At 70.3% G+C, this 22,611-nt stretch carries 25 protein-coding genes; 20 read left to right on the forward strand and 5 right to left on the reverse strand.

Annotated features, from left to right (window positions below; all coding sequences use genetic code 11):
• Positions 1 to 89: 89 nt before the first annotated feature.
• From cpaB to ACZ7M7_RS09575, 13 genes are all read left to right on the forward strand, one after another.
• The gene (cpaB, locus tag ACZ7M7_RS09515) at positions 90 to 797 is read left to right on the forward strand and encodes a Flp pilus assembly protein CpaB (protein ID WP_427840151.1); all 708 of its coding nucleotides are present in this window, start codon (positions 90 to 92) and stop codon (positions 795 to 797) included.
• A 9-nt stretch (positions 798 to 806) separates the two neighbouring features.
• On the forward strand, positions 807 to 2,069 hold the full coding sequence (locus ACZ7M7_RS09520) for a CpaE/TadZ family protein (protein WP_383603488.1): 1,263 nt from the start codon (positions 807 to 809) through the stop codon (positions 2,067 to 2,069).
• A 65-nt stretch (positions 2,070 to 2,134) separates the two neighbouring features.
• Positions 2,135 to 2,455, forward strand: a complete 321-nt coding sequence (locus tag ACZ7M7_RS09525) for a pilus assembly protein (RefSeq protein WP_383603758.1) — start codon at positions 2,135 to 2,137, stop codon at positions 2,453 to 2,455.
• Between the two features lies 1 nt (position 2,456).
• Complete coding sequence (locus tag ACZ7M7_RS09530) at positions 2,457 to 2,828, forward strand: TadE/TadG family type IV pilus assembly protein (protein WP_383603484.1); 372 nt, start codon at positions 2,457 to 2,459, stop codon at positions 2,826 to 2,828.
• Positions 2,829 to 2,840: 12 nt separating this feature from the next.
• Positions 2,841 to 4,178: a CpaF family protein gene (locus tag ACZ7M7_RS09535; protein ID WP_383628061.1), complete on the forward strand. Its 1,338-nt coding sequence runs from the start codon at positions 2,841 to 2,843 to the stop codon at positions 4,176 to 4,178.
• 10 nt (positions 4,179 to 4,188) lie between these two features.
• The gene (locus ACZ7M7_RS09540; RefSeq protein ID WP_383603478.1) at positions 4,189 to 5,133 is read left to right on the forward strand and encodes a type II secretion system F family protein; all 945 of its coding nucleotides are present in this window, start codon (positions 4,189 to 4,191) and stop codon (positions 5,131 to 5,133) included.
• Positions 5,134 to 5,167: 34 nt separating this feature from the next.
• Entirely contained in the window at positions 5,168 to 6,070 is a 903-nt protein-coding gene (locus tag ACZ7M7_RS09545) for a DUF5936 domain-containing protein (protein ID WP_427840149.1), read from the forward strand.
• 22 nt (positions 6,071 to 6,092) lie between these two features.
• Positions 6,093 to 7,487 carry a sensor histidine kinase gene (locus tag ACZ7M7_RS09550; protein ID WP_472115216.1) on the forward strand — a complete coding sequence of 465 codons (1,395 nt, stop codon included), beginning with the start codon at positions 6,093 to 6,095 and terminating at the stop codon, positions 7,485 to 7,487.
• Positions 7,484 to 8,209: a response regulator gene (locus ACZ7M7_RS09555; RefSeq protein ID WP_472114494.1), complete on the forward strand. Its 726-nt coding sequence runs from the start codon at positions 7,484 to 7,486 to the stop codon at positions 8,207 to 8,209. The genes ACZ7M7_RS09550 and ACZ7M7_RS09555 overlap by 4 nt, the downstream gene beginning before the upstream one ends.
• Positions 8,210 to 8,342: 133 nt before the next feature.
• On the forward strand, positions 8,343 to 8,540 hold the full coding sequence (locus ACZ7M7_RS09560) for a Flp family type IVb pilin (protein WP_472114497.1): 198 nt from the start codon (positions 8,343 to 8,345) through the stop codon (positions 8,538 to 8,540).
• Positions 8,540 to 9,160: a pilus assembly protein TadG-related protein gene (locus tag ACZ7M7_RS09565; RefSeq protein WP_472114500.1), complete on the forward strand. Its 621-nt coding sequence runs from the start codon at positions 8,540 to 8,542 to the stop codon at positions 9,158 to 9,160. The genes ACZ7M7_RS09560 and ACZ7M7_RS09565 overlap by 1 nt, the downstream gene beginning before the upstream one ends.
• Positions 9,161 to 9,194: 34 nt before the next feature.
• Positions 9,195 to 9,776 carry a hypothetical protein gene (locus ACZ7M7_RS09570; RefSeq protein ID WP_470948434.1) on the forward strand — a complete coding sequence of 194 codons (582 nt, stop codon included), beginning with the start codon at positions 9,195 to 9,197 and terminating at the stop codon, positions 9,774 to 9,776.
• Positions 9,777 to 9,784: 8 nt separating this feature from the next.
• The gene (locus tag ACZ7M7_RS09575) at positions 9,785 to 10,405 is read left to right on the forward strand and encodes an OmpA family protein (RefSeq protein WP_472114503.1); all 621 of its coding nucleotides are present in this window, start codon (positions 9,785 to 9,787) and stop codon (positions 10,403 to 10,405) included.
• Between the two features lie 13 nt (positions 10,406 to 10,418).
• Here ACZ7M7_RS09575 and ACZ7M7_RS09580 read toward each other — a convergent pair whose 3' ends face one another.
• The gene (locus tag ACZ7M7_RS09580) at positions 10,419 to 10,796 is read right to left on the reverse strand and encodes a DUF192 domain-containing protein (protein ID WP_472114506.1); all 378 of its coding nucleotides are present in this window, start codon (positions 10,794 to 10,796) and stop codon (positions 10,419 to 10,421) included.
• Positions 10,797 to 10,830: 34 nt separating this feature from the next.
• Here ACZ7M7_RS09580 and ACZ7M7_RS09585 point away from each other — a divergent pair, with 34 nt between their 5' ends.
• Positions 10,831 to 11,736, forward strand: a complete 906-nt coding sequence (locus ACZ7M7_RS09585) for an LLM class flavin-dependent oxidoreductase (RefSeq protein WP_472114509.1) — start codon at positions 10,831 to 10,833, stop codon at positions 11,734 to 11,736.
• A 31-nt stretch (positions 11,737 to 11,767) separates the two neighbouring features.
• Here the strand turns inward: ACZ7M7_RS09585 and ACZ7M7_RS09590 are convergent, their stop codons facing one another.
• Positions 11,768 to 12,265, reverse strand: a complete 498-nt coding sequence (locus ACZ7M7_RS09590) for a DinB family protein (RefSeq protein ID WP_427840144.1) — start codon at positions 12,263 to 12,265, stop codon at positions 11,768 to 11,770.
• A gap of 51 nt (positions 12,266 to 12,316) precedes the next feature.
• On the opposite strand from ACZ7M7_RS09590, the gene ACZ7M7_RS09595 reads away from it, so the two are divergent.
• Positions 12,317 to 13,102 carry a methyltransferase domain-containing protein gene (locus tag ACZ7M7_RS09595; RefSeq protein ID WP_472114513.1) on the forward strand — a complete coding sequence of 262 codons (786 nt, stop codon included), beginning with the start codon at positions 12,317 to 12,319 and terminating at the stop codon, positions 13,100 to 13,102.
• Positions 13,103 to 13,117: 15 nt separating this feature from the next.
• On the opposite strand, the gene ACZ7M7_RS09600 is transcribed toward ACZ7M7_RS09595, so the two are convergent.
• Positions 13,118 to 14,305, reverse strand: a complete 1,188-nt coding sequence (locus ACZ7M7_RS09600) for a winged helix DNA-binding domain-containing protein (protein WP_472114516.1) — start codon at positions 14,303 to 14,305, stop codon at positions 13,118 to 13,120.
• Positions 14,306 to 15,258: 953 nt separating this feature from the next.
• Here ACZ7M7_RS09600 and ACZ7M7_RS09605 point away from each other — a divergent pair.
• The 4 genes from ACZ7M7_RS09605 to ACZ7M7_RS09620 all read left to right on the forward strand — a co-directional run bounded on the left by ACZ7M7_RS09605 (position 15,259) and on the right by ACZ7M7_RS09620 (position 20,342).
• Positions 15,259 to 16,032 carry an isoprenyl transferase gene (locus ACZ7M7_RS09605; RefSeq protein ID WP_383603439.1) on the forward strand — a complete coding sequence of 258 codons (774 nt, stop codon included), beginning with the start codon at positions 15,259 to 15,261 and terminating at the stop codon, positions 16,030 to 16,032.
• Positions 16,033 to 16,336: 304 nt separating this feature from the next.
• Complete coding sequence (locus ACZ7M7_RS09610; RefSeq protein WP_369273146.1) at positions 16,337 to 17,662, forward strand: PhoH family protein; 1,326 nt, start codon at positions 16,337 to 16,339, stop codon at positions 17,660 to 17,662.
• A gap of 418 nt (positions 17,663 to 18,080) precedes the next feature.
• On the forward strand, positions 18,081 to 18,773 hold the full coding sequence (locus ACZ7M7_RS09615; RefSeq protein WP_369273147.1) for an aggregation-promoting factor C-terminal-like domain-containing protein: 693 nt from the start codon (positions 18,081 to 18,083) through the stop codon (positions 18,771 to 18,773).
• Positions 18,774 to 18,920: 147 nt separating this feature from the next.
• Positions 18,921 to 20,342, forward strand: a complete 1,422-nt coding sequence (locus ACZ7M7_RS09620) for an AI-2E family transporter (protein ID WP_472114523.1) — start codon at positions 18,921 to 18,923, stop codon at positions 20,340 to 20,342.
• A 24-nt stretch (positions 20,343 to 20,366) separates the two neighbouring features.
• Here ACZ7M7_RS09620 and ACZ7M7_RS09625 read toward each other — a convergent pair whose 3' ends face one another.
• Both ACZ7M7_RS09625 and ACZ7M7_RS09630 read right to left on the reverse strand, forming a co-directional pair.
• Positions 20,367 to 20,906: an alkyl hydroperoxide reductase gene (locus ACZ7M7_RS09625; protein ID WP_383603432.1), complete on the reverse strand. Its 540-nt coding sequence runs from the start codon at positions 20,904 to 20,906 to the stop codon at positions 20,367 to 20,369.
• Between the two features lie 4 nt (positions 20,907 to 20,910).
• A complete protein-coding gene (locus tag ACZ7M7_RS09630) occupies positions 20,911 to 21,465 on the reverse strand; it encodes a peroxiredoxin (RefSeq protein WP_370264283.1) in 555 nt (184 codons plus the stop codon).
• A gap of 170 nt (positions 21,466 to 21,635) precedes the next feature.
• Between ACZ7M7_RS09630 and ACZ7M7_RS09635 the strand changes: the two genes are divergently transcribed.
• Positions 21,636 to 22,586: a LysR substrate-binding domain-containing protein gene (locus ACZ7M7_RS09635; RefSeq protein ID WP_383603430.1), complete on the forward strand. Its 951-nt coding sequence runs from the start codon at positions 21,636 to 21,638 to the stop codon at positions 22,584 to 22,586.
• Positions 22,587 to 22,611: the final 25 nt, after the last annotated feature.

Here is a 22,611-nt window from a genome sequence, read left to right on the forward strand (position 1 = left end):
GGCACCCCCGGCCGTCACGGCAGCCCCGACCCCGACCGACCCCACTCCGACCGCACCCGACCGATTCCCCCAATGAGGTTGCACGGTTCATGAACTCCCGTCAGCGCCGCGGCGTGATACTCCTGCTCCTGTCGGTCGTCTGCGCCCTCGGCGCCTTCGCCGGTGTCCTGTCCGTCATCAACGACGTGAAGTCCAAGGTCGGGCCGGAGGTCACCGCGTACCGGCTCAAGCGGAACGTGGATCCCTACACCCCGCTCAGCGCGGCCCAGTTCGAGAAGATCGAGATGCCCGAGCGGTGGCTGTCCGAGAACGCGGTCACCAACCTCCGTGAGATCCAGGGCAAGATCGCCGTCACGCGACTGCTCGAGGGCTCCCTGCTGCAGAGCGACATGATCGTCGACCAGCCCGCCCTCCAGCAGGGCGAGCAGGAACTCGCCATCATGATCGACGCGGCGACAGGTGTGGCCGGCAAGATCACCCCGGGTTCCACGGTCAACGTCTACGCCACCTTCGAGGGACAGCGCGACGGCGACCCCGACCAGTCCAAGCTCATCGTCGAGAACGCCCGCGTCATCGACGTGGGCAAGCTGACCTCCCTGCGACCCGACGCGGACGACCGGGACCGGCAGCCCACCGAGGCCGTCCCGATCACCTTCGCCCTGCGCACCGTCGACGCCCAGCGCATCACCTACGCCGAGTCCTTCGCCGACGAGGTCCGGCTCGCCCTGGTGGCACCCGGCGCCGACTCCGACATCTCCGCGACGGACCGCACCTACGAACTCGCCAAGGACAAGTGAGAGGCCCCCATGCCCACGAGGATCCTCCCGGCCGTCGGCGACGCGGACGCGGTCCGGTCCCTCACGACGCTGCTCAGCCAGCTCCCCGACGCCGAGCCGGTGGCCCCGGTCACCGACTCCACCCAACTCGTCGACACCCTCGCGCGCCTGGCCGCCGAGTCCATCGACGAACTGCCCGAGGTCGTCGTCGTCCACGAGCGCATCGGCCCCGTCCCGGCCCTGGAGCTCATCCGTGAGGTCGCGCTGCGCTTCCCGGCGGTGGGCGTCATCCTCGTGACGTCCGACGCGAGCCCCGGCCTCTTCCAGGCCGCCATGGACTACGGCGCCCGGGGCCTGGTCGCCCTGCCGCTGCACTACGAGGAACTGGCCAGCCGTGTCCACGCGGTCGCCCAGTGGTCGGTGGGCGTACGGCGGCATCTGGGCGCCGGCGGCGATGTGTTCAGCGGCGTCGGCGGCACCGTCGTGACGGTGAGCGGCGCGAAGGGCGGCGTGGGCGCCACCCTCACGGCCATCCAACTGGCCCTCGCGGCCCAGGCGTCGGGCCGCAGCACCGCCCTGCTCGACATGGACCTCCAGACCGGCGACATCGCGTCCTACCTGGACATCCAGTTCCGCCGCTCGGTCGTCGACCTCGCCGCCATCAGCGACATCACGCCGCGCGTGCTGGCGGACGCGGTGTTCCGGCACGACACGGGGGTGGCACTGCTCCTCGCTCCCGGCGACGGCGAACGCGGCGAGGAGGTCACCGACCGCGCCGCCCGCCATGTCGTCACCGCCCTGCGCTCCCGCTACGAGGTCGTCGTCGTCGACTGTGGCGCCCAACTGAGCGGTGCGAGCGCGGCGGCCGTGGAGATGGCCGACACGGCCCTCCTCGTCACCACCCCGGACGTGGTCGCGGTGCGCGGCGCCAAGCGCACGGTCCGGATGTGGGACCGCCTGCAGATCCGCAAGGCGGAGGAAACCATGATCGTCGTCAACCGCCACTCGCGCGGTACGGAGATCCAGCCCGCCCTGATCCAGCGGATCACCGGCACGTCGGTCGCGGCCACCGCGATCCCCGCCAACTTCAAGGAACTCCAGGGCGCCGTCGACGCCGGCCGGGTGCACGAGCTGGACAACCGGGGGACGGTCAAGCAGGCCCTGTGGGCGCTCGCGGGAGAACTGGGCCTGGTCAAGGGCACCGAGGCAGCCGTGCAGCGCCGCAACGGGCGGGCGCGGGGCGGGGACCGGGCCGCGCTGACCTTCCGGCGCCGGAAGGAGATCGGGAGGTGAGGGGGCGCGGGGACAAGGGCCGGCTCAGGGACGACCGGGGCCAGGTGACCATCGAGTTCCTCGGCATGACGCCGCTGATCATCCTGACGCTGGTGCTGCTGTGGCAGTGCGTGCTGCTGGGGTACACGTTCACCCTCGCGGGGAATGCTGCGGACGAGGCGGTGCGGGCGGCGACGGCGTCGGAGGGGCAGTCGGCCTGCGCGGAAGCAGGGCTGCAGCACCTTCCGGATTCATGGCAGGGGGGCGCCACTGTGGAGTGCAACGCGAGCGGCGGCTATGTCACAGCCGACGTGACCCTCCAGGTGCCCGTCCTATTCCCCGGTTCCATCGGCTTCCCGTTCCCGGTGGAGGGCCATGCGGGGGCCGTGCAGGAGGAGAAGGACTGAGATGTCGTACCGGCTCTTCCCCCGCCGTGCGGGCCGCGACCGCGGTCAGGTCGCCATCGAGTACCTCGGGTTCATCCCGATCCTGATCCTCGTCGCCATGGCCGGCATCCAGGTCGGGCTCATCGCCTACACCGCCCAGCAGGCCGGTACGGCGGCCAGGGCGGGGGCCCGGGCCGCCTCGCTCGAACCCGGTGCCGCACAGGAAGGGTGCCAGAACGCGGTCAGCGGCTGGCTCGCCGACGGGACCGCCTGCTCGGAGGCGGCCGGCGGCGACGCGGTCACCGTCACGGCCACCGTCGAGATCCCGTCGATCGTCCCCGGCTGGAACTTCGATGCCGCCCAGAAGACCGCGACCATGCCGCTCGACCACTGAACGAGGATCCACATGAGTCTGAGGTCACGCATCAACGCCCCGGAGGAGAACGCCGGCCGGGGCGAGGACGGTCACCTGGTCGCCTCGTACCGGGCCAAGCTCCTGGAGGAGATCGACCTCGCGGAGATGAGTTCGCTGGCCGCGGCCGAGCGCAGGGCCCGCCTTGAGCGAGTCCTCGGGCACATCATCAGCCGTGAGGGCCCGGTCCTGTCCACGGTCGAGCGTTCGCAGCTGATCCGGAGGGTCGTCGACGAGGCACTCGGCCTGGGCATCCTGGAGCCGCTGCTCGAAGACGCGTCGATCACCGAGATCATGGTGAACGGCCCGGACGCGATCTTCGTCGAACGAGGCGGCCGCGTCGAGCAGTTGCCGCTCCGCTTCCCCTCCCACGACCAGCTGATGCAGACCATCGAGCGGATCGTCTCGACGGTGAACCGGCGCGTCGACGAGTCGAACCCGATGGTGGACGCGCGCCTGCCGTCCGGCGAGCGCGTGAACGTCATCATCCCGCCCCTGTCGCTCACCGGCGCGACCCTGACGATCCGCCGCTTCCCCCGCTCCTTCACCCTGCACGAGATGACCGGCCTGGGCTCGCTCGACGAGCCGATGGTGTATCTGCTGGCCGGGCTGGTGCAGGCGAAGTTCAACATCATCGTCTCGGGAGCGACGGGCACAGGAAAGACGACGCTGCTCAACGCGCTGTCGGGCCTGATCCCCGAGGCCGAGCGCATCATCACCATCGAGGACTCCGCCGAACTCCAGCTGCAGCAGGCCCACGTCATCCGGCTGGAGTCGCGGCCGCCGAACGTCGAGGGCAAGGGCCAGGTCAGCATCCGGGACCTGGTCCGCAACTCCCTGCGGATGCGCCCCGACCGCATCGTCGTCGGCGAGGTCCGCGGCGGCGAGTCCCTCGACATGCTCCAGGCGATGTCCACCGGCCACGACGGCTCCCTCGCCACCGTGCACGCCAACAGCGCGGAGGACGCCCTGATGCGGCTGAAGACCCTCGCGTCCATGTCCGACGTGTCGGTCCCCTTCGAGGCGCTGCACGACCAGATCAACAGCGCGGTGGACGTGATCATCCAGCTGACCCGGTTCCCGGACGGCGCCCGCAGGATCACCGAGATCGCGATCCTGGACAGCCACGGGGCGGAGCCGTACCGGCTGGCGACGGTGGCCCGCTTCCACGCCCAGCCCATGACGCCGGACGGCCGCGTCCACGGCGCCTTCGCGTACTTCCCCCTCCCGCGCCGCACCGCCGACCGCCTCTACATGGCGAGCCAGCCGATACCCCAGGCCTTCGGCGTCGCCCAGTCCCCACTCGAGCTCGCCACCCGAGAAGCCAGGTAGGACCCCGCTGATGGACCTCCAGACCCGCATCACGCTCACGACCGGCGTCGCCCTGCTGACCTGCGCCCTGGCAGTGGCGGGCGTACACGTCCACGCCGCCGGCCGGGCCCAGCGCCAGGCCCTCGTCGAGCGTCTGACCTCCGCCGGCCAGATCACCGGAGCCGGTCGCCGGCGCCGCTTCGCCGACCTGGACCGCCGCCTGCGCCGTACGAAACTGGGCAAGCGGCTGGAGTTGCGGCTGGTGGCGACGGGCCTGGACGTCACGCCGGGCGAGTTCTTCGTCTACATGCTGGCTACGGTGGCGGGCCTGTGGCTGGTCGGCCAGGCGACCCTGGCCCCCTTCTTCGGCCCGATCGCGGGTCTGCTGGGCGTCTGGGCGGCGATGCAGTTCCTGAACTGGCAACGCCAGAAGCGCATCGAGCGGTTCATCAACCAACTCCCCGAACTGGCCCGCATCCTGGCGAACGCGGCCCACGCGGGCCTCGCCCTGCGCACCGCCATCGGCCTGGCGGCGGAGGAGCTGGAGGCCCCGGCGGGCGAGGAACTGGCCAAGGTGTCCAACCAGTTGGCGCTGGGCGCCTCGATGGACGACGCCCTCGGCGAGCTGGCGGAACGCCTCCCGTCCCGCGAACTGGTCGTCCTGGTGACCACGCTGGTGCTGTCCAACCGGGCCGGCGGCCAGGTGGTGAGCGCCCTGCGGAACCTGACGGAGACGCTGGAGGAGCGCAAGGAGACGCGACGCGAGGTCCGTACACAGCTGTCCCAGGTGAGCATGACGTCGTACGCCGTCCCGGCGCTGGGCGTGGGGTCGCTCTTCCTCATGAACGGAGTGAAGGACGGGGCCCTGGACCGGATGACGGCCTCCCCGGTCGGCCAGGTGGCGGTGCTGATCGCGTTCGGACTGTACGCCGTGGGCTTCGTCCTGATCCGCCGCCTCTCGCGGATCGACGTCTGAGGCGCCGAGGCGCAGGAAGGGAGGACGACGGACCATGGGACTCGGACAACTGGGACTTGTGCTGGCCCTGGTGATGGCCCTCAGCGTGTGGGGGATCTTCGCCGGCATCCGTATGTACCGCGCGGACGCCAAACTGCCCAGCGATCTCGCGCTGGCCCTGGAGATCGGCGCGACCCGCACCGGCGCCGTGGACTCGCTCATCGACCGCATGGGCATGCGCTACGCCCCCGCCGTACTGCGCCTGATGGGCCCGAAGCTGGTCGCCAGGTACCGCCGCAAGATCGACCTCGCGGGCAACCCCGGCGGCCTGACCATCGACCGTTACGCGGCCAGGCGCGCGGTGTACGGCTTCCTGGGCGCGCTTGGCTTCCTGGTGTTCCTGCTCCGGGGCCAGGTGCTGGTGGCCTTGCTGCTGCTGGCCTTCGGCGCCTTCTGGACGGAGGTCGGCATCTGGTCGGCGATCCGGATCAGGAAGGACGAGATCGAGCGCACCCTGCCCGACTTCCTGGACGTCCTGGCAGTGGTGGTCAGCGCGGGCCTGGGCTTTCGCCAGGCACTCGACCGGGTCGCGTCCAAGTACGAGGGCCCCTGGGCGGACGAACTGCGCATCACCCTGCGCCAGATGGACCTCGGCATGAGCCGCCGGCAGGCCTTCGCGGAACTCCGCCGCCGCAACGACTCCGAACAGGTGGCGATGTTCGTGACGGCGCTCCAGCAGGGCGAGGAACTGGGCGCGCCGATCGTCGACACGCTGGTCGCCCTCGCCAAGGACATGCGCCGCACGGACGCCCAGAACGCCCGCCGGAAGGCGGCCAGGGCGGTGCCGCGCGCCACGCTGATGATCACGACGTTCATGGTGCCGGCCACGATGATCCTGCTGGGGGCGGGACTGCTGCTGGGGTCCGGGACGGACTTCGGTTCGCTGACGGGGGAGTAGGGGGGAGGACCGCATGGCAGGCATGCCGGTGAGGATGCGCGCGGGTACGGGCGGGGGCGCAGGCACAGGGGGGACCTCGGCGTCGGGTGCGGCGGCAGGCATGGCGCTTCTGCTGCGGCGCCTCCGGCGGTCCCGGGCAGCCGGGGGAGCCGGACAAGCCGCCGCGATACCGCTCCAGATAAACGCCCTCCAGGCGATGTGCCGGCAGGTCTTCGGCTTCCGCCTCGCCATGATCGCCCTCGCCGCGCCCGCGGCCCTCCTCAACGCGACGCCCGGCCTGGGAACCCGGCTGATGGGCGCGGCGGTCGTGGTCACGTTCATGGGCTCCTACGCCCTGTTCCGCGACTGGGAACGCTTCGGCCCGCTCCTCCTGCGCCACCCCACCCTCCTGGCGCTGGACACCCTCTTCACCGCCCTCCTCCTCATCTCCGCGGGCCCCGACACCACGCTGGCCTACGTCAGCGTCTGCACGCCCCTGCTCGCCGGCATCGTCTACGGCTACCGGGGCGCGGCGGTGTTCGCGAGTGTGCAGTCCCTGATCCTGCTGCTGGCCTACGCGATCAACAAGGAGGCGCAGGCGGGCAGCGGCCTGGCGGAGAAACTCCTGCTCCCGGGCCTGTGCGTCATCACGGGCGCGCTCGGCTCCTCCCTGCGCAACCTCATGCTCCGCTTCGGTACGGCCACGCAGGCCCTGACGACGATCCAGGCGCGGTTGGCGGTGACCGAGGCGGTCGGCGCGGAACGGGCCCGCCTGGCTCGCGAGATGCACGACTCGGTGGCGAAGACGCTGCACGGCGTGGCGCTGGCGGCGGACGGCCTGGCGCTCTCCGCGGCGTCGGCGTCGATGGACCAGGACCGCGTCAGCCGGCAGGCCGAACTGGTGGCCCGCGCGGCCCGCCGAGCCGCCGCGGAGTCCCGCGAACTCCTGGCGGACCTGCGCCGCGAGTCCGACCCGGACCACGCGAGGGACATCACGCCGGAACTGGCCGCCCGTACCGCGGCCTTCACGAAACGCACGGGCATGGCAGCCACGTACGACACGTTGGGCGAGGCCGCCCACGCCCTCCCGGTCCCACCGGCGGTCGCCCGCCAGCTCCTCACCATCACCGAGGAGGCCATGGAGAACGCCCACCGTCACGCGGCCGCGACCCGGGTCGACGTACGGGCGGGCGTGTGGGCGGGTGCGCGGGGCGAGGTGCTGTGCCTGACGGTCCAGGACGACGGCCGGGGCATGCCCCCCGACGCGACCCTCGAACACCTCCGCCGGTCGGGCCACTTCGGCCTGATCGGCATGGCCGAACGAGCCGCCTCGATAGGCGCAGGCATCCACATCGGCAAGGGCACCCACGCTCGCGGCACGGAGGTCCGCCTCGAACTCCCGCTGGCGGCCCTGACGACGACGAAGGCGACCCCATGAACACCCCCCTCCGGCTAGTGGTGGCAGACGACAACCCGGTGGTCCGAGCGGGCCTGACGGCCCTCCTCTCCACCCACGTGGACATAACGGTGGTGGCCGAGGCGGCCAACGGCCTGGAGGCCCAGGAAGCAGCCCGCCGCCACCGCCCCGACGTGATCCTCCTGGACGTCCGCATGCCGGGCACGGACGGCATCACGGCCCTCCCGCACCTGGTCGGCATCGCCCCGGTGATGATGCTCACCTACAGCGGGGAGTCGGAGACGGTCCGCGAAGCCCTGCGTCTCGGCGCCGCCGGCTATCTGGTCCACGGTGAGTTCACGACGGACGAACTGGTGGCTGCGGTGCGGGACATCGAGCGGGGCAGGGGGTCGGCGGAGCCCCGGCTCACCCCCACGGCAGCGACATCACTCGCGCAAGCAAACGCCGAACTCCCCACTGCGGCAGGGAATTCTGCAGAACCGCTTTCGCAAGTGCAACCAACTGTGGGACAGTCGTCGTCGTATCGGTCACGGTTCCGGCTGAGCAGGAGGGAGGCGGAGATCATGGACCTCATCGCATCGGGCATGAACAACCAGCAGATCGCCGCCGCCTGCTTCATCAGCGAGAAGACGGTCAAGAACCACATCAACCGCATCTTCGCCAAACTCCACAGCAGCAGCCGCGGGCAGGCTGCGGCCAAGTGGCTGGGGACGGCGCCGGGTTCACACCCAGGACGGGGATGAGCGGCGATGGAACGACGGCGGTTTTCGGCCGAGGCCTGGAATTGGGTCCTGGGACCCTCTGGTGTTCGGGGTGTTCGCGCTTACTTTTCTCCTGAGACTTCTCACAGGACTTGCGTGCCCAGAGGGGAACACCATGAGCAACTGGATCAACACCACCGTCGAGTACTTGCGCTCCCGTGCCGAGCGCGACGACAAGGGGCAGACGGCGGTGGAGTATCTGGGGATCATCGCGGTGGTGGTGGCGATTGTGTTGGCCATTACGGGGACGGACATCGGGCAGACCATCTTCGACGCGATCACGGACAAGATCACCGAAGTGACCGGTGGTTGATGCGGCCATCCAAGTACGGCGACGCAGGGCAGGCCTTCCCCATCTACATCACGGTGGTGGCAGGCCTGCTTTTTCTCGCGTTCGCGTACCTTGCGGTCGGCCAGGCCGCGGCGAACCGGAACGGCGCCCAGACCGCCGCTGACGCGGCCGCGCTGGCGGCAGCGCAGGAAACCCGGGACCAACTGGCGGGGGACTGGTTGGAAGTGGTGGGAGACCCGGCGAAGTGGGAGGACATCCTCGACGGCGACACCGCGGTGCTCGACGGCTGCTGGCGGGCTCATGAGCTCGCGGCCCAGAACGACGCCACGGCGGACTGCGCACCGGCGTTCGGGCTGCCCCCGGGCTACGACGTCGATGTCGTGACCAACAAGACCGTGGGCGACTCCATCGTCCCCGGCACGGAGGACATGAAGTCGACGGCGTCGGCCACCGCCGTGATCGAGCCTCGCTGCACGTTCGATCTCCCCGGCGGGGACGCCGACGACGGTGGGGGTGACGGGAACGACACACTGCCACTGCCGCAACTCACTTGCGGAGACACCGACTGGGACCCGGACCCGGACGATCCGAGCACCCTTCCGGATCCCGAGGACCTCTTCGACGTCCATCTGGCCGGCTGACGAGCGAACGACGAGTGAAGAAGGAAGCAGAGGCATGAGTATTCGGTTCACGGCGAAGGCCCACAGGGGGATGGTCGCGCTGACCGTTGCGGCCGGACTGGCCCTCGGCGTGGCCGGCTGCGGTGGTGGGGGAGACGACGGCAGGAAGCCGAAAGCTTCGGCGTCCGCTCCCACGAACCGGGGATCCGACCCAAGTGCTCAGGAGGGACAGGCGGACGAGCTCCTGGCGGAGTTGAAGGGTTCGGACGGACTGCTCCTTCAGATCACCTCTGCCCAGCGTGATGCCGGCGGTTTCATCACCGTGAACGGCAGCCTCAAGAACGACGGGGACAAGAGCACTTCGATCCCCTCCGCGTTGAGCGGCAACGAGACCGAGATCATCAGGAACGGCAGGTCGCTCGGGGGCGCCACGCTCGTCGACTCGAAGAGCAAGAAGCGGTACTACGTGCTGCGGGACACGGACGGACGTCCGCTGACCACCACGGGCTTCTCGTCCCTCAAGGCCGGCGAGAGCCTCTCCGTGTTCATGCAGTTCCCGTCTCCGCCCACGGGCACGAGCGAGGTCACGTTCCAGCTGCCGACCTTCGCCGCCGCCACCATCCAGATCTCCGGATGAGCCGCCCCATGACCCGCCTCCCCCTCACCCTCACCGCAGCCACCCTCATGGTCGCCACCAACCTCCTGGGCGCCACAACAGCCGACGCCGCCGACGACCCCAGCGTCCCGCCCGGCACCGAAGCCACCGCCACCGCCCCCGTGGAGGTCGACGCCAACGACCCCGACCTCAAGCTCCCCGAAGGGGCGACGCTCGCCGAGGCCAAGGTGCTGGACATCAAGCAGGTGGTCGAGGACCAGGCCGGTGAGGAACGCCGGGAAGACACGAACTCGGACGTGAAGTTCGCGCTGCAGGCCGAGGTTCTCTTCCCCAAGGACAGCGCGAAGCTGACCGGCGAGGCGAAGGCCCGTATCTCGGACATCGCCGAGGAGATCAAGGCCCAGAACGCCACACGCATCCGCGTCTTCGGCTTCACCGACAACCTGGGCTCCTCCGCCCACGGCGACGTCCTGTCCAGGAAGCGCGCGAACGCCGTACAGGGCGTCCTGGAATCGGAGCTGACCGACTCCACGGTCACCTACGAGGTACGCGGCTACGGCGAGCAGTACCCGATCTCCTCGAACGCGACGGAGTCGGGCCGCAAGAAGAACCGGCGGGTGGAGGTGTCCTTCCCGCGCACGGACAACTGACCGGCCGTGGGAGTCACCCCGTCCACGCCTGCGCCTCGACGGTCACCCGTACCCCGGCCCGCACCCCCCACCCGGCCATCGCCCCGGCCTCGGCCTCCAGCACATGCCGCGACCGAAGCCGGGGCAGGCCCAGCCGCCCCGGTGCCATGGTGCGTACGGCGATGACCTTCAGCCGTCGGTCGAGATAGGCGACGTCGATGGGCATGCGCATCCGGAAGGTATGCACGCTGCCGGCCGGCGTGAGCAGCAGCGCCCCGGCGATGGAGTCCCGCCCCAGCAGTCCCTTCGTACGGGCCCGGTAGGACGCGGCGACCTCCAGGGACACCGAGACGTCCCCCCGCTCCCCGTGCACGACCAGCGTCCCCCGACCGTCCCGCCACCGCCGCCCCATCCCCAGCCACCTCCTGGATTTCCTGTTGTCCGGCGTGTGCTACCCGGGTAGGAAAGGCCCCATGACCGGACTCGGCGCAATCTTCCGTCCCCAACTCGCCCCCGAGCGACTCCGTTCCGTCGCCCGCATCGCGGACGAGGCAGGCCTCGAGGAGCTCTGGCTCTGGGAGGACTGCTTCCGGGAGGGAGGGATCTCCACCGCAGCGGCGGCCCTCGCCTGGACCGAGCGCGTCAAGGTCGGCGTCGGGCTGCTGCCCGTGCCGTTGCGGAACGTCGCCATCACCGCGATGGAAGCCGCCACGCTGCACCGGATGTTCCCCGGACGGCCGATCCTCGCCCTCGGGCACGGTGTGCAGGACTGGATGGGGCAGGTCGGGGCTCGGGCCGAGTCGCCGGTGACGCTGCTGCGGGAGCATCTCGTCGCCCTGCGCGCCCTGCTCGGCGGGGAGAGGGTCACCACCGAGGGGCGGTACGTCAAGCTCGACGACGTCGCCCTCGACTGGCCGCCCGCCGGGCCGGTGCCCGTCATCGCCGGCGTCACCGGGCCCCGCTCGCTGCGGCTCGCCGGTGAGGCGGCTGACGGGACCCTGCTCACCGCCTCGACCTCGCCCGACGGGGTGCGGAAGGCTCGGCAGCTCATCCAGGAGGGGAGGGACGCGGCGGGACGTACCGGAGGCGAACCGCACGAAGTCGTCGTCTACCTCCTGACCGCCACCGGCCCCGACGGGCCCGCCCGGCTCAAGGCAGAGCTCGAAGCCGAGGGGGTCGGTGACGTCCCCGGCCTCGGCGTCGCCGGAGACGCCGGCGCCGTCGCGAAGGCCGTTCAGCGGCTCGCGGACGCCGGTGCGGACACCGTGGTCCTGCAGCCGACGGGGGACGAGCCCGACCCGGAGGGGTTCGTGCGGTTCGCGGCGGAGGAAGTAGGGCCGTTGGTGCCGTGAGGGACGACGCGAGCGACGGCACGCGAGGGGCTCAGCCCGGCTGGTGAGCCCCCGTCGCCCCGTCGATCAGCTCCCGCACGATGTCCATGTGGCCCGCGTGCCGTGCAGTCTCCTCGATCATGTGGACCAGCACCCACCGCAGGGACACCGCCTCGCCCCGCCACGCCGGCTGCCCCAGGTCCGTCACCGACCGCTCGGCGATCACTCGGTCGGCCGCGGCGCGCGCACGGCCGTAGAAGTTGATGATCTGCTGCGTCGTCTCGCCCTGGTCGGCCGCCATGTCCTCGGCGCTGTAGGGGTCGAACCACAGGGGCTCCACCTCGCCGCCGAAGGTCGAGACGAACCAGCCGTACTCCACCGAGCCGAGGTGTTTGACCAGGCCCAGCAGGCTGGTGCCGGTCGGGGTCATCGGGCGGCGCAGCTGCTCGTCGTCCAGACCCTCCAGCTTCCACAACACCGCGTCCCGGTGGTGGTCGAGGCTCGCCCGGAGCGTGTCCTTCTCGCCCGCCGTGTACGTCGAGTTCGTCATGGCGCCGAAAACTAGCAGCGGCCGGTGACAGTGCCCTGCGATCATCACCGCATGGGAAAGGACGGCAGGTCGTTCGAGGAACTCGTCGCCGAGGGCGTGGCCGTGCCCACCGAGGGCTGGGACTTCTCCTGGTTCGAGGGGCGGGCCACCGAGGCGCGGCCCAGCTGGGGGTACGCCGCCTCCCTGGCCGACCGGCTGGCCGGCGCGACCGCCGCGCTCGACCTCCAGACCGGGGGAGGGGAGGTGCTGGACTTCGCCCTGGGCCGGGCCCCGAAGGCCCCGCCGCTCACCGTCGCCACCGAGGGCTGGCCGCCGAACGTCGCCAAGGCCACCGCTCTGCTGGCCGCCCGCGGTGTCGCGGTCGTCGCCTCGCCCGAGGACGCCCCGCTCCCGTTCGCCGACGGGGCCTTCGACCTGGTCACGAGTCGGCACCCGGTGCGGGCCCCCTGGCCGGAGATCTCCCGCGTGCTCCGGTCCGGCGGCACGTACTTCGCCCAGCACGTCGGACCCCACAGCGTCTTCGAGCTCGTCGAGTACTTCCTCGGGCCGCAGCCCGACGAGGTCCGCAGCGGCCGCCACCCCGACCGCGAACGCGCCGATGCCGAGGCCGCCGGCCTGGAGATCGTCGACCTGTGCGCCGAGGAACTGCGCATGGAGTTCCACGACATCGCGGCCGTCGTGCACTTTCTGCGGAAGGTCGTGTGGATGGTCCCCGGCTTCACCGTCGAGGCGTACCGTCCGCAACTGCGCGCCCTGCACGAACAGATCGAGTCCGAGGGTCCCTTCGTCGCGCACAGCACCCGCCACCTCTTCGAGGCCCGCAAGCCCGGCGCCTGAGCCGCGGTGGGACGCTCACGCATGCGGTCCGACGGTCACCTTTCCGACCACCAACTCCGCCTTCGCCTCCAGCACTTCCCCCACCCGCTCCACCTGCTCGCCCAGCTCCCGCTCCTGCCGCGCCGTCAGACGCCGCCCGATCAGCTCCACCGTCACCGTCGTACGACGTCCCTGGCGCCGCTGATGCCAGACCCCCGCCACCACCCCGTCCACCAGCAGCACCGGATAGTTCCCCGCCTGCCCACCCGCCAGCGCCCGCTGGTACGCCTCCCCGGGGAACAGCGTCTGCCGCGGCTGCGCGGCGATGGCGTACGCGTCGAAGTACGGCAGCAACCGCACGCCCCGCACCTTCCCCGCCGGGAACTCCGTGTCACCCGCCGCCACCCAGGCAGCGGCCCCCTCGAACGACACCTCCTCGACCTCCCCGGCCCCCGCCAGCTCCCCGAACAGCGCCACCGCCCAACCGACGGGCGCCGCCAGCCACTTGGCGAAGTGCTGGGGGGTCGCCGGGCCGTACGCACGCAGATACCGCCGCACGAGCTCCCGCAGCGCCGCCTCGCCCGCAGTCCCCGACCCGGGCCCCGGTACCGGTTCGACCCCCTGCGGCCGGGTGTACGTCACTTTCCGCCCCCGGTTGGGGCCGAAGCACAGGGCGCCCGACTGGCCGGCCCGGTGCATCACCTGCCGCCAGCGCGGCCACAGGTCCTGGAAGGCGGGCATCACCCGGTCCCCGGCCCACGGGCCGGTGCGCGCCACGACCTCCTCGCCCAGTTCCTCCACCGTCAGGCAGACCCCGTCGAGGGCGTCCCCGATCGCCGCCACGATCTGCTCCGCCTGCTCGTCCGTTACCGCAATGTCCGGCGGGAAGGCGCTCGGGCCCGTCGGAACCGCGGTCAGCGCGCCGCACCACAGCGGCAGCTCGGCGGCGGGAAGCAGATGCACGGTTCCGCGCGGGCCGAACGTCTTCACCAGTGAGCGGTCCTCCCAGAGCGCGGCCCGTACGTCCGCCCGCGTCACGCCGGCGGCCCGCACCCCCACCGACACCTCGGCCGCGGACAGCACCTGCGCATGCGCGCCCAGCATCGCCCCCACCACATCGGCGACCGGCGTGCCGTGCACGGCGGGACGGGACAGGAACTGCCGCTCCGTACGCCGTGCGCTCGCCTCGCCCCACGTGATCACCCTGCTCGCGTTCGCAGTCATGGAGCGACGTTAGGCCGGATGTAGGCCAGGGATTGTCCGCTGGGGCACCTGAGGTCGGCCGAGGGCACTTGAGGTCCGTGTGGTGCAAACCACGCATCCGTGCGTGAAGGGGCGCTGACCCCTGCGCATCCAAGGAACCCACACCTTTTCCACATTGTTATGGCGGCCGACTCGATTTCCTCACACCTCTCACGTAAGTTCAGACCAAGGTAATTCGCGTAAGCAAAGCTGCGCGGCGGCACCGCGCAGCGGAGGGGGCTGCGCGGTGCCGTGCCCCCGCAAGCGCTCCTGCTGGACGCGTGTCGCGTCGGAGTCGCGCCCCTTTTCCTCGGCCATGGGCGCCGTCAAGCCGACGTTCGCGGCCGGGTCACCCGGGCGGGGGAAGCGAGGACAAGTCGCGCGCCGAGGCTCAAGATGCGTCAAACCCTATGGATCCGGCCACATCCCACCCGTTTCCCCTGGGAATCCACTCCTGCCAGGCCATGAATCGGCCACGAAGAGGCCCTCTCGCGGCTACCGGGCCGTCGCCGAGCGATTTCGGAGAGTAGTTGTGGCACGCCGATGCACGCAGCATCACTTACGAAGGGTTATGGTGGAAACCCCCCCTCGGGCCGGTCCGTCTCCCCCCCACGGACCGGCCCGTTTTTCTTGCCCGGACCGGCCCGCCTCTTCGTGCCGATACCAAGGGCGCGCCCCGGCGCCGGCCGACTGTCCCGACCCGAAGGGGCGCGGGGCTGTGTCGATATGCGGCTCCGCCGCGTGGGCGCGACCAGCCCCCACTCACCCGCACCCGCCAACCGCCCCCGGGCGCCCCCACCCGAGGCGTACGGCCCAAGCCCCGCAGGGGTACGCTTCGCCGGTAGGGACCGCCATACGGACAGGAACCGCCCTCGCCTGCGCCGCGCGCAGCGCCCGCGCGCCTGTCCGATCCGTACGGAGGGGCTGACAATCACGTGAACCTGCGCGACAAGCTGCGCGGCCTGCTGGTCAGGCTGTACGCACGCCGGGTGGAGGGCCACCTGGACCACGCTCAGGTGCCCAAGCACATCGGCGTGATCATGGACGGCAACCGTCGCTGGGCGAAGGCGGCGGGCTCCTCCACCGTGCACGGGCACCGGGCCGGTGCCGAGAAGATCGAGGAGTTCCTCGGCTGGTGCAGTGAGACGGACGTCGAGGTCGTCACCCTCTGGCTGCTGTCGACGGACAACTTCGACCGGCCCCAGGACGAGCTCGGCCCCCTCCTCGGGATCATCGAGGACGTCGTCCGCACCCTCGCCGCCGACGGGCGCTGGCGCGTGCACCACGTGGGCACGCCCGACCTGTTGCCGTCCGGGATGCAGACCAGCCTCAAGGAGGCCGAGGAGGCCACCGCCCACATCGACGGGATACTGGTCAACGTCGCCATCGGCTACGGCGGCCGCCAGGAGATCGCCGACGCCGTGCGCTCGATGATCGTCGACGCCCACGACAAGGGCACCTCGATGGAGAGCCTCGCCGAGTCCGTCAGCGTCGACCTGATCGGCAGCCACCTCTACACCGGCGACCAGCCGGACCCCGACCTCGTGATCCGCACCAGCGGCGAGCAGCGGTTGTCCGGTTTCATGCTGTGGCAGACGGCCCATTCCGAGTACTACTTCTGTGAAGTCTTCTGGCCGGCCTTCCGCAAGGTGGACTTCCTGCGCGCTCTGCGCGACTACGCGGCCCGTCACCGGCGCTACGGCGGCTGAGCGAACTCACCCCCACGGGACAGAAGTAACAAGGAGTTCACCAGCGCGCCGTCATACGCGTCGGCATGGCATCGCACGTTCGAGGGCATAAGGCAAGCAGGTCGACACCCGAACCACGGGTGTCGTATCTCAGCGGACGGCACGGGGCCGTCCGCCCGGGAGGCCCTTTGCACCAGCCCCACCGTGCGGTCACGGCACGGAAGAAGACGCGGGGGGCCGGTTTTCGGCCCGTGCAGAGCGGCCGACGACCGGTCCAGCTCCACTCCGTCGCTCCCCGACCTCATCCGAGGGGGTACGTCCTTCCGTGGTGACCAGCACAAAGCGCCACAAGCCCGACCGGCGCACCTACGTTCTCGACACCAGCGTCCTGCTGGCCGACCCGAACGCCCTGAACCGCTTCGACGAGCACGAGGTCGTGCTCCCCATCGTCGTGGTGACGGAACTGGAGGCCAAGAGGCACCATCCCGAACTCGGCTACTTCGCCCGGCAGGCCCTGCGCCTGCTCGACGAGTTCCGGGTGAAGCATGGCCGTCTCGACGCCCCCATCCCGATCGGGGACCTCGGCGGGACCGTCCGGGTCGAGCTCAACCACTCGGACCCCAGCGTTCTGCCGACCGGCTACCGCCTGGGGGACAACGACTCCCGCATCCTCGCGGTCGCCCGCAATCTGCAGGCCGAGGGGTTCGACGTCACCGTCGTGTCGAAGGACCTGCCGCTCAGGATCAAGGCATCGTCCGTCGGTCTCCTCGCCGAGGAGTACCGCGCCGAACTCGCCATCACGGACTCCTCCGGCTGGACCGGAATGTCCGAACTGACCCTGCCGGGCGAACAGGTGGACATCCTCTTCGAGGAGGGGCACGTCTTCGTCCCCGAGGCCGCCGACATGCCCGTGCACACCGGTCTGACGATCCACTCCGAGCGCGGCAACGCGCTGGGCCGGATCACGCCCGAGGGCAACGTCAGGCTGGTGCGCGGCGACCGGGAGGCCTTCGGCATCAAGGGCCGCAGTGCCGAGCAGCGGATCGCGCTGGACCTGCTGCTCGACCCGGACGTCGGGATCGTGTCCATGGGCGGCCGGGCCGGCACCGGCAAGTCGGCGCTGGCGCTGTGCGCCGGTCTGGAGGCGGTGCTGGAGCGTCGTCAGCACCAGAAGGTGATGGTCTTCCGGCCGCTGTACGCGGTGGGCGGGCAGGAGCTCGGCTATCTGCCCGGCAGCGAGGCCGAGAAGATGAGCCCCTGGGCGCAGGCGGTCTTCGACACGCTGTCGGCGGTCACCAGCCGCGAGGTCATCGAAGAGGTCACCGCGCGCGGAATGCTGGAGGTGCTTCCTCTCACCCACATCCGCGGACGCTCGCTGCACGACGCGTTCGTGATCGTGGACGAGGCGCAGTCACTGGAAAGGAATGTCCTGCTGACGGTTCTGTCCCGAATTGGAGCCAATTCGCGGGTCGTTCTGACCCATGACGTGGCCCAGCGGGACAATCTGCGGGTCGGGCGCTATGACGGTGTCGTCGCCGTCGTGGAGAAGCTGAAGGGGCATCCGCTCTTCGCCCACGTCACGCTGACGCGGTCCGAGAGGTCCCAGATCGCCGCCCTTGTGACCGAAATGCTGGAGGACGGGCAGATCTGACCCAAGTGCTCAACTTGTGGTAGCTACTCGTTGGTTGGCGCCGTCCGGAAAGGCAGCGAGCCTATCCGGGCGGCGCCTCGGCGTGTGCGGCTTTCCGTAAAACCCCTGGGACAAACGAGGTGTGAGCTTTCACACGCAACACAGAATTGCCTTGCGGCGTCGGGGTACGGCAGAGTCTCACTCCTGTCAGGCCCCGCATACGACACACCTGTACCCCCAGCGGTACGGCACCACAGCAACACCACAGCCAACTCCATAGCGTCGTCGTATGCCGCCCGAGTCTTCACGCGGCGCTCCTCTCAGAGGAGTTGCCCACCGGGTCCGAGCCTCCCGTGACCCCGCAGTTGGGAGGCCAGAGCCAGGGGCACGATTGCGTCCGCCAGGGTCACCGAAGCGGGCGATGCTGGAAGGAAACCGTGTGAGTCCGATTTCGGTCAGGGGATTCGCAGTGGCGTCGGCCACCGCGGTCACCGCTGTCGGAAGCGTCGTCGGCGTTGCCTCGGGCAGCACCGCGCAGAACAACGACGCCGAAGCGACGGCTGCCGATTCGACGCTCCTCGCGGACATACCCGCGGGCCAGCAGGCCCAGGTGCAGATCGAGTCCATGTCGGCGCAGGCCGACGTCCAGGCCATTGCCGCGGACGCGAGCGCCAAGAAGGGTGCTGAGGAAGCCGCCCGCAAGGCTGCCGCTCAGACCGCGATCGAGAAGAAGGAAGCCGCCGAGAAGGCAGAGAAGGCGGCGCAGGAAGCCAAGGAGCGCGAAGAGGCCGAGGCGAAGGCCTCCCGATCCTCCTCCGACTTCCCCGTTCAGGGCTCGTACAGCATCGCGCAGATCCAGTCCATGGCGCGCCAGATGGTGCCGAGCGGCCAGTTCCAGTGCTTCAGCAACATCGTGGACCACGAGTCCGACTGGAACTACAAGGCCGTCAACCCCTCCTCGGGTGCCTACGGCCTTTTCCAGGCCCTGCCCGGTTCGAAGATGTCGTCCGTCGGCTCGGACTGGCAGACGAACCCGGCCACCCAGATCAAGTGGGGCCTCAACTACATGAACGACCGCTACGGCAGCCCCTGCGACGCCTGGTCCTTCTGGCAGGCCAACAACTGGTACTGAGCCGGCACCGCCGCCGCTCAACCTTCGCGCAGCCCCTCACCGTCTCTTGGTGAGGGGCTTTCGCGTTCCCCCGTGACGTGCCATGTACGGTCGGACGCAGCGACTCCAGGGGGAGTGGTGAGGAGAGACGGGGGAAGAGGACGGATCATGTCGCGAGTGCCAGGGTGGCTCGGTCGGCTCGGCGCCGGACTGACCGAGATGAGTGAGCGGTTGGACGAGCGCCGCGCCGCGGTGGAGCGGGAGGACATCGAGCCCCGGCCCGAGCGGCGGTCCGTCACGGCCGTAGCGCCCGAGCCGGCCGTCGAGGACGCCCCGCCGCGCTCCGACCACGTCCCACGGCCCCCCGACTATGCGCCCACCGCACCACCGCCCCGGCCCGACCCGGCGCAGGTCGTGCCGTGGGGCGTACGGGTCGCCGCCGAGGCCGGCTGGCGGCTGCTGGTGCTCGCCGGCACGGTCTGGGTGCTGATGCGGGTCATCAGTGCCGTACAACTCGTCGTGCTGGCCTTCGTCATCGCCCTGCTCCTCACCGCGCTGATGCAGCCCTCGGTGGCGTGGCTGACCCGGCGTGGTGTGCCGCGCGGGCCCGCCACCGCCCTGACCGCGATCCTCGGGTTCGTCGTCATCGGGCTGATGGGCTGGTTCGTGACCTGGCAGGTCATGGAGAACATCGACAATCTCTCCGACCAGGTCCAGGACGGCATCGACGAGCTGCGCAACTGGCTGCTCAACAGCCCCTTCCACGTCACCGACAAGCAGGTCAACGAGATCGCCGAGAACCTTCGGGAGGCGATCGGCGCCAACACCGACGAGATCACCTCGGCCGGGCTCGAAGGCGTCACGGTCGTCGTCGAGGCCCTCACCGGCATTCTGCTGGCCGCCTTCTCGACGCTGTTCCTGCTCTACGACGGCAAGCGCATCTGGCAGTGGACGCTGAAGCTGGTGCCCGCCGCGGCCCGTCCGGGTGTCGCCGGCGCCGGCCCGCGCGCGTGGGCGACGCTCACCGCGTATGTGCGCGGCACCGTCCTCGTCGCCCTGATCGACGCCGTCTTCATCGGCATCGGCATCTACTTCCTCGATGTGCCGATGGCCGTGCCGCTGGCCGTCTTCATCTTCCTGTTCTCCTTCATCCCGCTCGTAGGCGCGGTGGCCTCCGGCGCCCTGGCCGTGGTCGTGGCGCTGGTGACGCAGGGCGTCTTCACGGCGGTGATGACTCTCGTCGTGGTCCTGGCCGTCCAGCAGATCGAGGGCCACATCCTGCAGCCGTTCATCCTCGGCCGCGCGGTCCGCGTGCACCCGCTGGCGGTGGTGCTGTCGGTGGCGGCCGGCGGCATGGTCGCGGGGATCGGCGGCGCGGTGGTGGCCGTACCGCTGGTGGCCGTGTCGAACACGATCGTGGGGTATCTGCGGCGGTATTCGCAGGAGGCGATGCCGACGGGCACCGGTGGGCAGGAACCGGCCCGTCCGGCGGTTGAGGACGAGGCCGTTCGGGCCGAAGGGGGGTCCGGGGGCGCGGCCCCCGGGAACGGCGACCACGACAACGCACTGGACCCCGCCCACGAAAGGTGAGCGGGGTCCGCAGAGCAACCGCGCCTACTCGACGTCGGCCAGCACAGCCTCGGCGTCCAGGGTGGCACCCACGGCCTGGATGACGGAAGCGATCTTGAACGCCTCCTGAACCGTCTCGCGGTCCACGCCCGCCTTGCGCAGTACCTGCTCGTGCGAGTCGAGGCACAGGCCGCAGCCGTTGATGGCGGACACGGCGAACGACCACAGCTCGAAGTCGACCTTGTCGACGCCGGGGTTGCCGATGACGTTCATCCGCAGCCCCGCGCGCAGGGTGCCGTACTCGTGGTCGGACAGCAGATGCCGGGTCCGGTAGAAGACGTTGTTCATCGCCATCACCGCGGCCGCGGACTTCGCCGCGGTGTACGCCTCCGGCGAGAGGTTCGCCTTGGCCTCCGGCGCCAGTTCGCGCAGCACGATCGGGGAGCGCGAGGCGATCGCCGTCGCGAGCACCGTGCCCCACAGCTGCTGCGCCGGGAGGTCCGAATTGCCGATGACCGAGCCCAGGTTGAGCTTCAGGTCCTTGGCGTAGTCCGGTATGCGGGACTTGAGGGAGTCGAGGGCCATGGGGTCACTCTCCCGCGAGCAGCTTGACCGGGTCCAGGGTGTCCTCGCCCTTGCTCCAGTTGCACGGGCACAGCTCGTCGGTCTGGAGGGCGTCCAGGACCCGCAGGACCTCCTTGGGGTTACGGCCGACGGAGCCGGCGGTCACCATGGAGAACTGGATCTCGTTGTTCTGGTCGACGATGAAGACGGCGCGCTTGGCGAAGCCGTCCTCGCCCTCGATGCCGAGGTCGCGCATCAGCTCGTGCTTGGAGTCGGCCATCATCGGGAACGGCAGGTCGCGCAGGTCGTCGTGGTCCTTGCGCCAGGCGTGGTGGACGAACTCCGAGTCACCGGAGAAGCCCAGGACCTGGGCGTCGCGGTCGGCGAACTCCTCGTTCAGCTTGCCGAAAGCCGCGATCTCGGTCGGGCAGACGAAGGTGAAGTCCTTCGGCCACGCGAAGACGATCTTCCACTTGCCCTCGTAGGTCTTGTGGTTGATCGTCTCGAACTCCGAGCCCTTCTCCAGCGAGACGCAGGCGGTCAGTTCGAACTCGGGGAACTTGTCACCGACAGTGAGCACACGCTCTCCTTGCAGCGAGGAGACACCCGTTCGGTACAGGGGTCTCCCATGGGGTTGGACCTTACCGATCCTGGCACAACGTGCATTGATACGGGAAATAGCTACACTCGCTCCGGTTGATCGGAGGTGCCTATTGATGGCCGTGGGTAAGGGATGACGGGGAGCAGGGCATGACCGTGGGCAAGAGACGCCAGCCGAGCCTCGCCCAGCTGCGGGCGTTCGCCGCCGTCGCCGAGCACCTCCACTTCCGGGACGCCGCGGCCGCGATCGGCATGAGCCAGCCCGCGCTCTCGGGTGCCGTGTCCGCGCTGGAGGAGACCCTCGGGGTCACGCTCCTGGAGCGTACGACCCGCAAGGTGCTGCTCTCGCCGGCCGGCGAGCGGCTCGCCGTGCGGGCCAAGGCGGTGCTGGTGGAGGTCGGGGCGCTGATGGAGGAGGCGGAGGCGGTCCGGGCGCCGTTCACCGGTGCGCTCCGCCTCGGTGTGATCCCCACCGTGGCGCCGTACCTGCTGCCGACGGTGCTGCGGCTCGTCCACGAGCGGTATCCGCACCTCGACCTCCAGGTGCACGAGGAGCAGACCGCGAGCCTGGTCGACGGCCTCACCACGGGCCGTCTGGACCTGCTCCTGCTCGCCGTCCCGCTCGGGGTGCCCGGTGTCGCCGAACTCCCGCTCTTCGACGAGGACTTCGTGCTCGTCACCCCGCTCGACCACTGGCTCGGCGGCCGGGAGGGGATTCCCCGGGAGGCGCTGCGCGAGCTGAACCTGCTCCTGCTCGACGAGGGCCACTGCCTGCGCGACCAGGCCCTCGACATCTGCCGGGAGGCGGGCCGCGAGGACGCGCCGGTGACCACGACTGCGGCCGGGCTGTCCACGCTGGTCCAGCTGGTGGCCGGCGGAATGGGCGTGACCCTGCTGCCGCGCACCGCCCTCAAGCTGGAGACGACCCGCAGCAGCCAACTCCTCACCGGTTACTTCGCCGACCCGGCCCCCACCCGCCGCGTCGCCCTCGCCATGCGAACGGGAGCGGCACGCGCGGCGGAGTACGAGGAACTGGCGTCGGCTCTGCGGGATGCGTTGAGGCCGTTGCCGGTGCGGGTGTTGGGGGCCGGGGGCGGCTGAGTTCCTGGGCGCGGGTGCCCACTCG

This window comes from Streptomyces sp. NPDC111606 (assembly GCF_055656945.1).

Excerpts from the sequence above, each read along its gene's own strand:
- ACZ7M7_RS09555 (WP_472114494.1), top strand. The coding sequence starts at position 7,484 with ATGAACACCCCCCTCCGGCTAGTGGTGGCAGACGACAACCCGGTGGTC.
- ACZ7M7_RS09620 (WP_472114523.1), top strand. The coding sequence starts at position 18,921 with ATGTCGCGAGTGCCAGGGTGGCTCGGTCGGCTCGGCGCCGGACTGACC.
- ACZ7M7_RS09600 (WP_472114516.1), bottom strand. The coding sequence starts at position 14,305 with ATGACTGCGAACGCGAGCAGGGTGATCACGTGGGGCGAGGCGAGCGCA.
- ACZ7M7_RS09580 (WP_472114506.1), bottom strand. The coding sequence starts at position 10,796 with ATGGGGCGGCGGTGGCGGGACGGTCGGGGGACGCTGGTCGTGCACGGG.
- ACZ7M7_RS09575 (WP_472114503.1), top strand. The coding sequence starts at position 9,785 with ATGACCCGCCTCCCCCTCACCCTCACCGCAGCCACCCTCATGGTCGCC.
- cpaB (WP_427840151.1), top strand. The coding sequence starts at position 90 with ATGAACTCCCGTCAGCGCCGCGGCGTGATACTCCTGCTCCTGTCGGTC.
- ACZ7M7_RS09565 (WP_472114500.1), top strand. The coding sequence starts at position 8,540 with ATGCGGCCATCCAAGTACGGCGACGCAGGGCAGGCCTTCCCCATCTAC.
- ACZ7M7_RS09545 (WP_427840149.1), top strand. The coding sequence starts at position 5,168 with ATGGGACTCGGACAACTGGGACTTGTGCTGGCCCTGGTGATGGCCCTC.
- ACZ7M7_RS09595 (WP_472114513.1), top strand. The coding sequence starts at position 12,317 with ATGGGAAAGGACGGCAGGTCGTTCGAGGAACTCGTCGCCGAGGGCGTG.
- ACZ7M7_RS09535 (WP_383628061.1), top strand. The coding sequence starts at position 2,841 with ATGAGTCTGAGGTCACGCATCAACGCCCCGGAGGAGAACGCCGGCCGG.
- ACZ7M7_RS09625 (WP_383603432.1), bottom strand. The coding sequence starts at position 20,906 with ATGGCCCTCGACTCCCTCAAGTCCCGCATACCGGACTACGCCAAGGAC.
- ACZ7M7_RS09520 (WP_383603488.1), top strand. The coding sequence starts at position 807 with ATGCCCACGAGGATCCTCCCGGCCGTCGGCGACGCGGACGCGGTCCGG.
- ACZ7M7_RS09525 (WP_383603758.1), top strand. The coding sequence starts at position 2,135 with ATGACGCCGCTGATCATCCTGACGCTGGTGCTGCTGTGGCAGTGCGTG.
- ACZ7M7_RS09550 (WP_472115216.1), top strand. The coding sequence starts at position 6,093 with ATGCCGGTGAGGATGCGCGCGGGTACGGGCGGGGGCGCAGGCACAGGG.
- ACZ7M7_RS09530 (WP_383603484.1), top strand. The coding sequence starts at position 2,457 with ATGTCGTACCGGCTCTTCCCCCGCCGTGCGGGCCGCGACCGCGGTCAG.
- ACZ7M7_RS09570 (WP_470948434.1), top strand. The coding sequence starts at position 9,195 with ATGAGTATTCGGTTCACGGCGAAGGCCCACAGGGGGATGGTCGCGCTG.
- ACZ7M7_RS09540 (WP_383603478.1), top strand. The coding sequence starts at position 4,189 with ATGGACCTCCAGACCCGCATCACGCTCACGACCGGCGTCGCCCTGCTG.
- ACZ7M7_RS09590 (WP_427840144.1), bottom strand. The coding sequence starts at position 12,265 with ATGACGAACTCGACGTACACGGCGGGCGAGAAGGACACGCTCCGGGCG.
- ACZ7M7_RS09560 (WP_472114497.1), top strand. The coding sequence starts at position 8,343 with ATGAGCAACTGGATCAACACCACCGTCGAGTACTTGCGCTCCCGTGCC.
- ACZ7M7_RS09635 (WP_383603430.1), top strand. The coding sequence starts at position 21,636 with ATGACCGTGGGCAAGAGACGCCAGCCGAGCCTCGCCCAGCTGCGGGCG.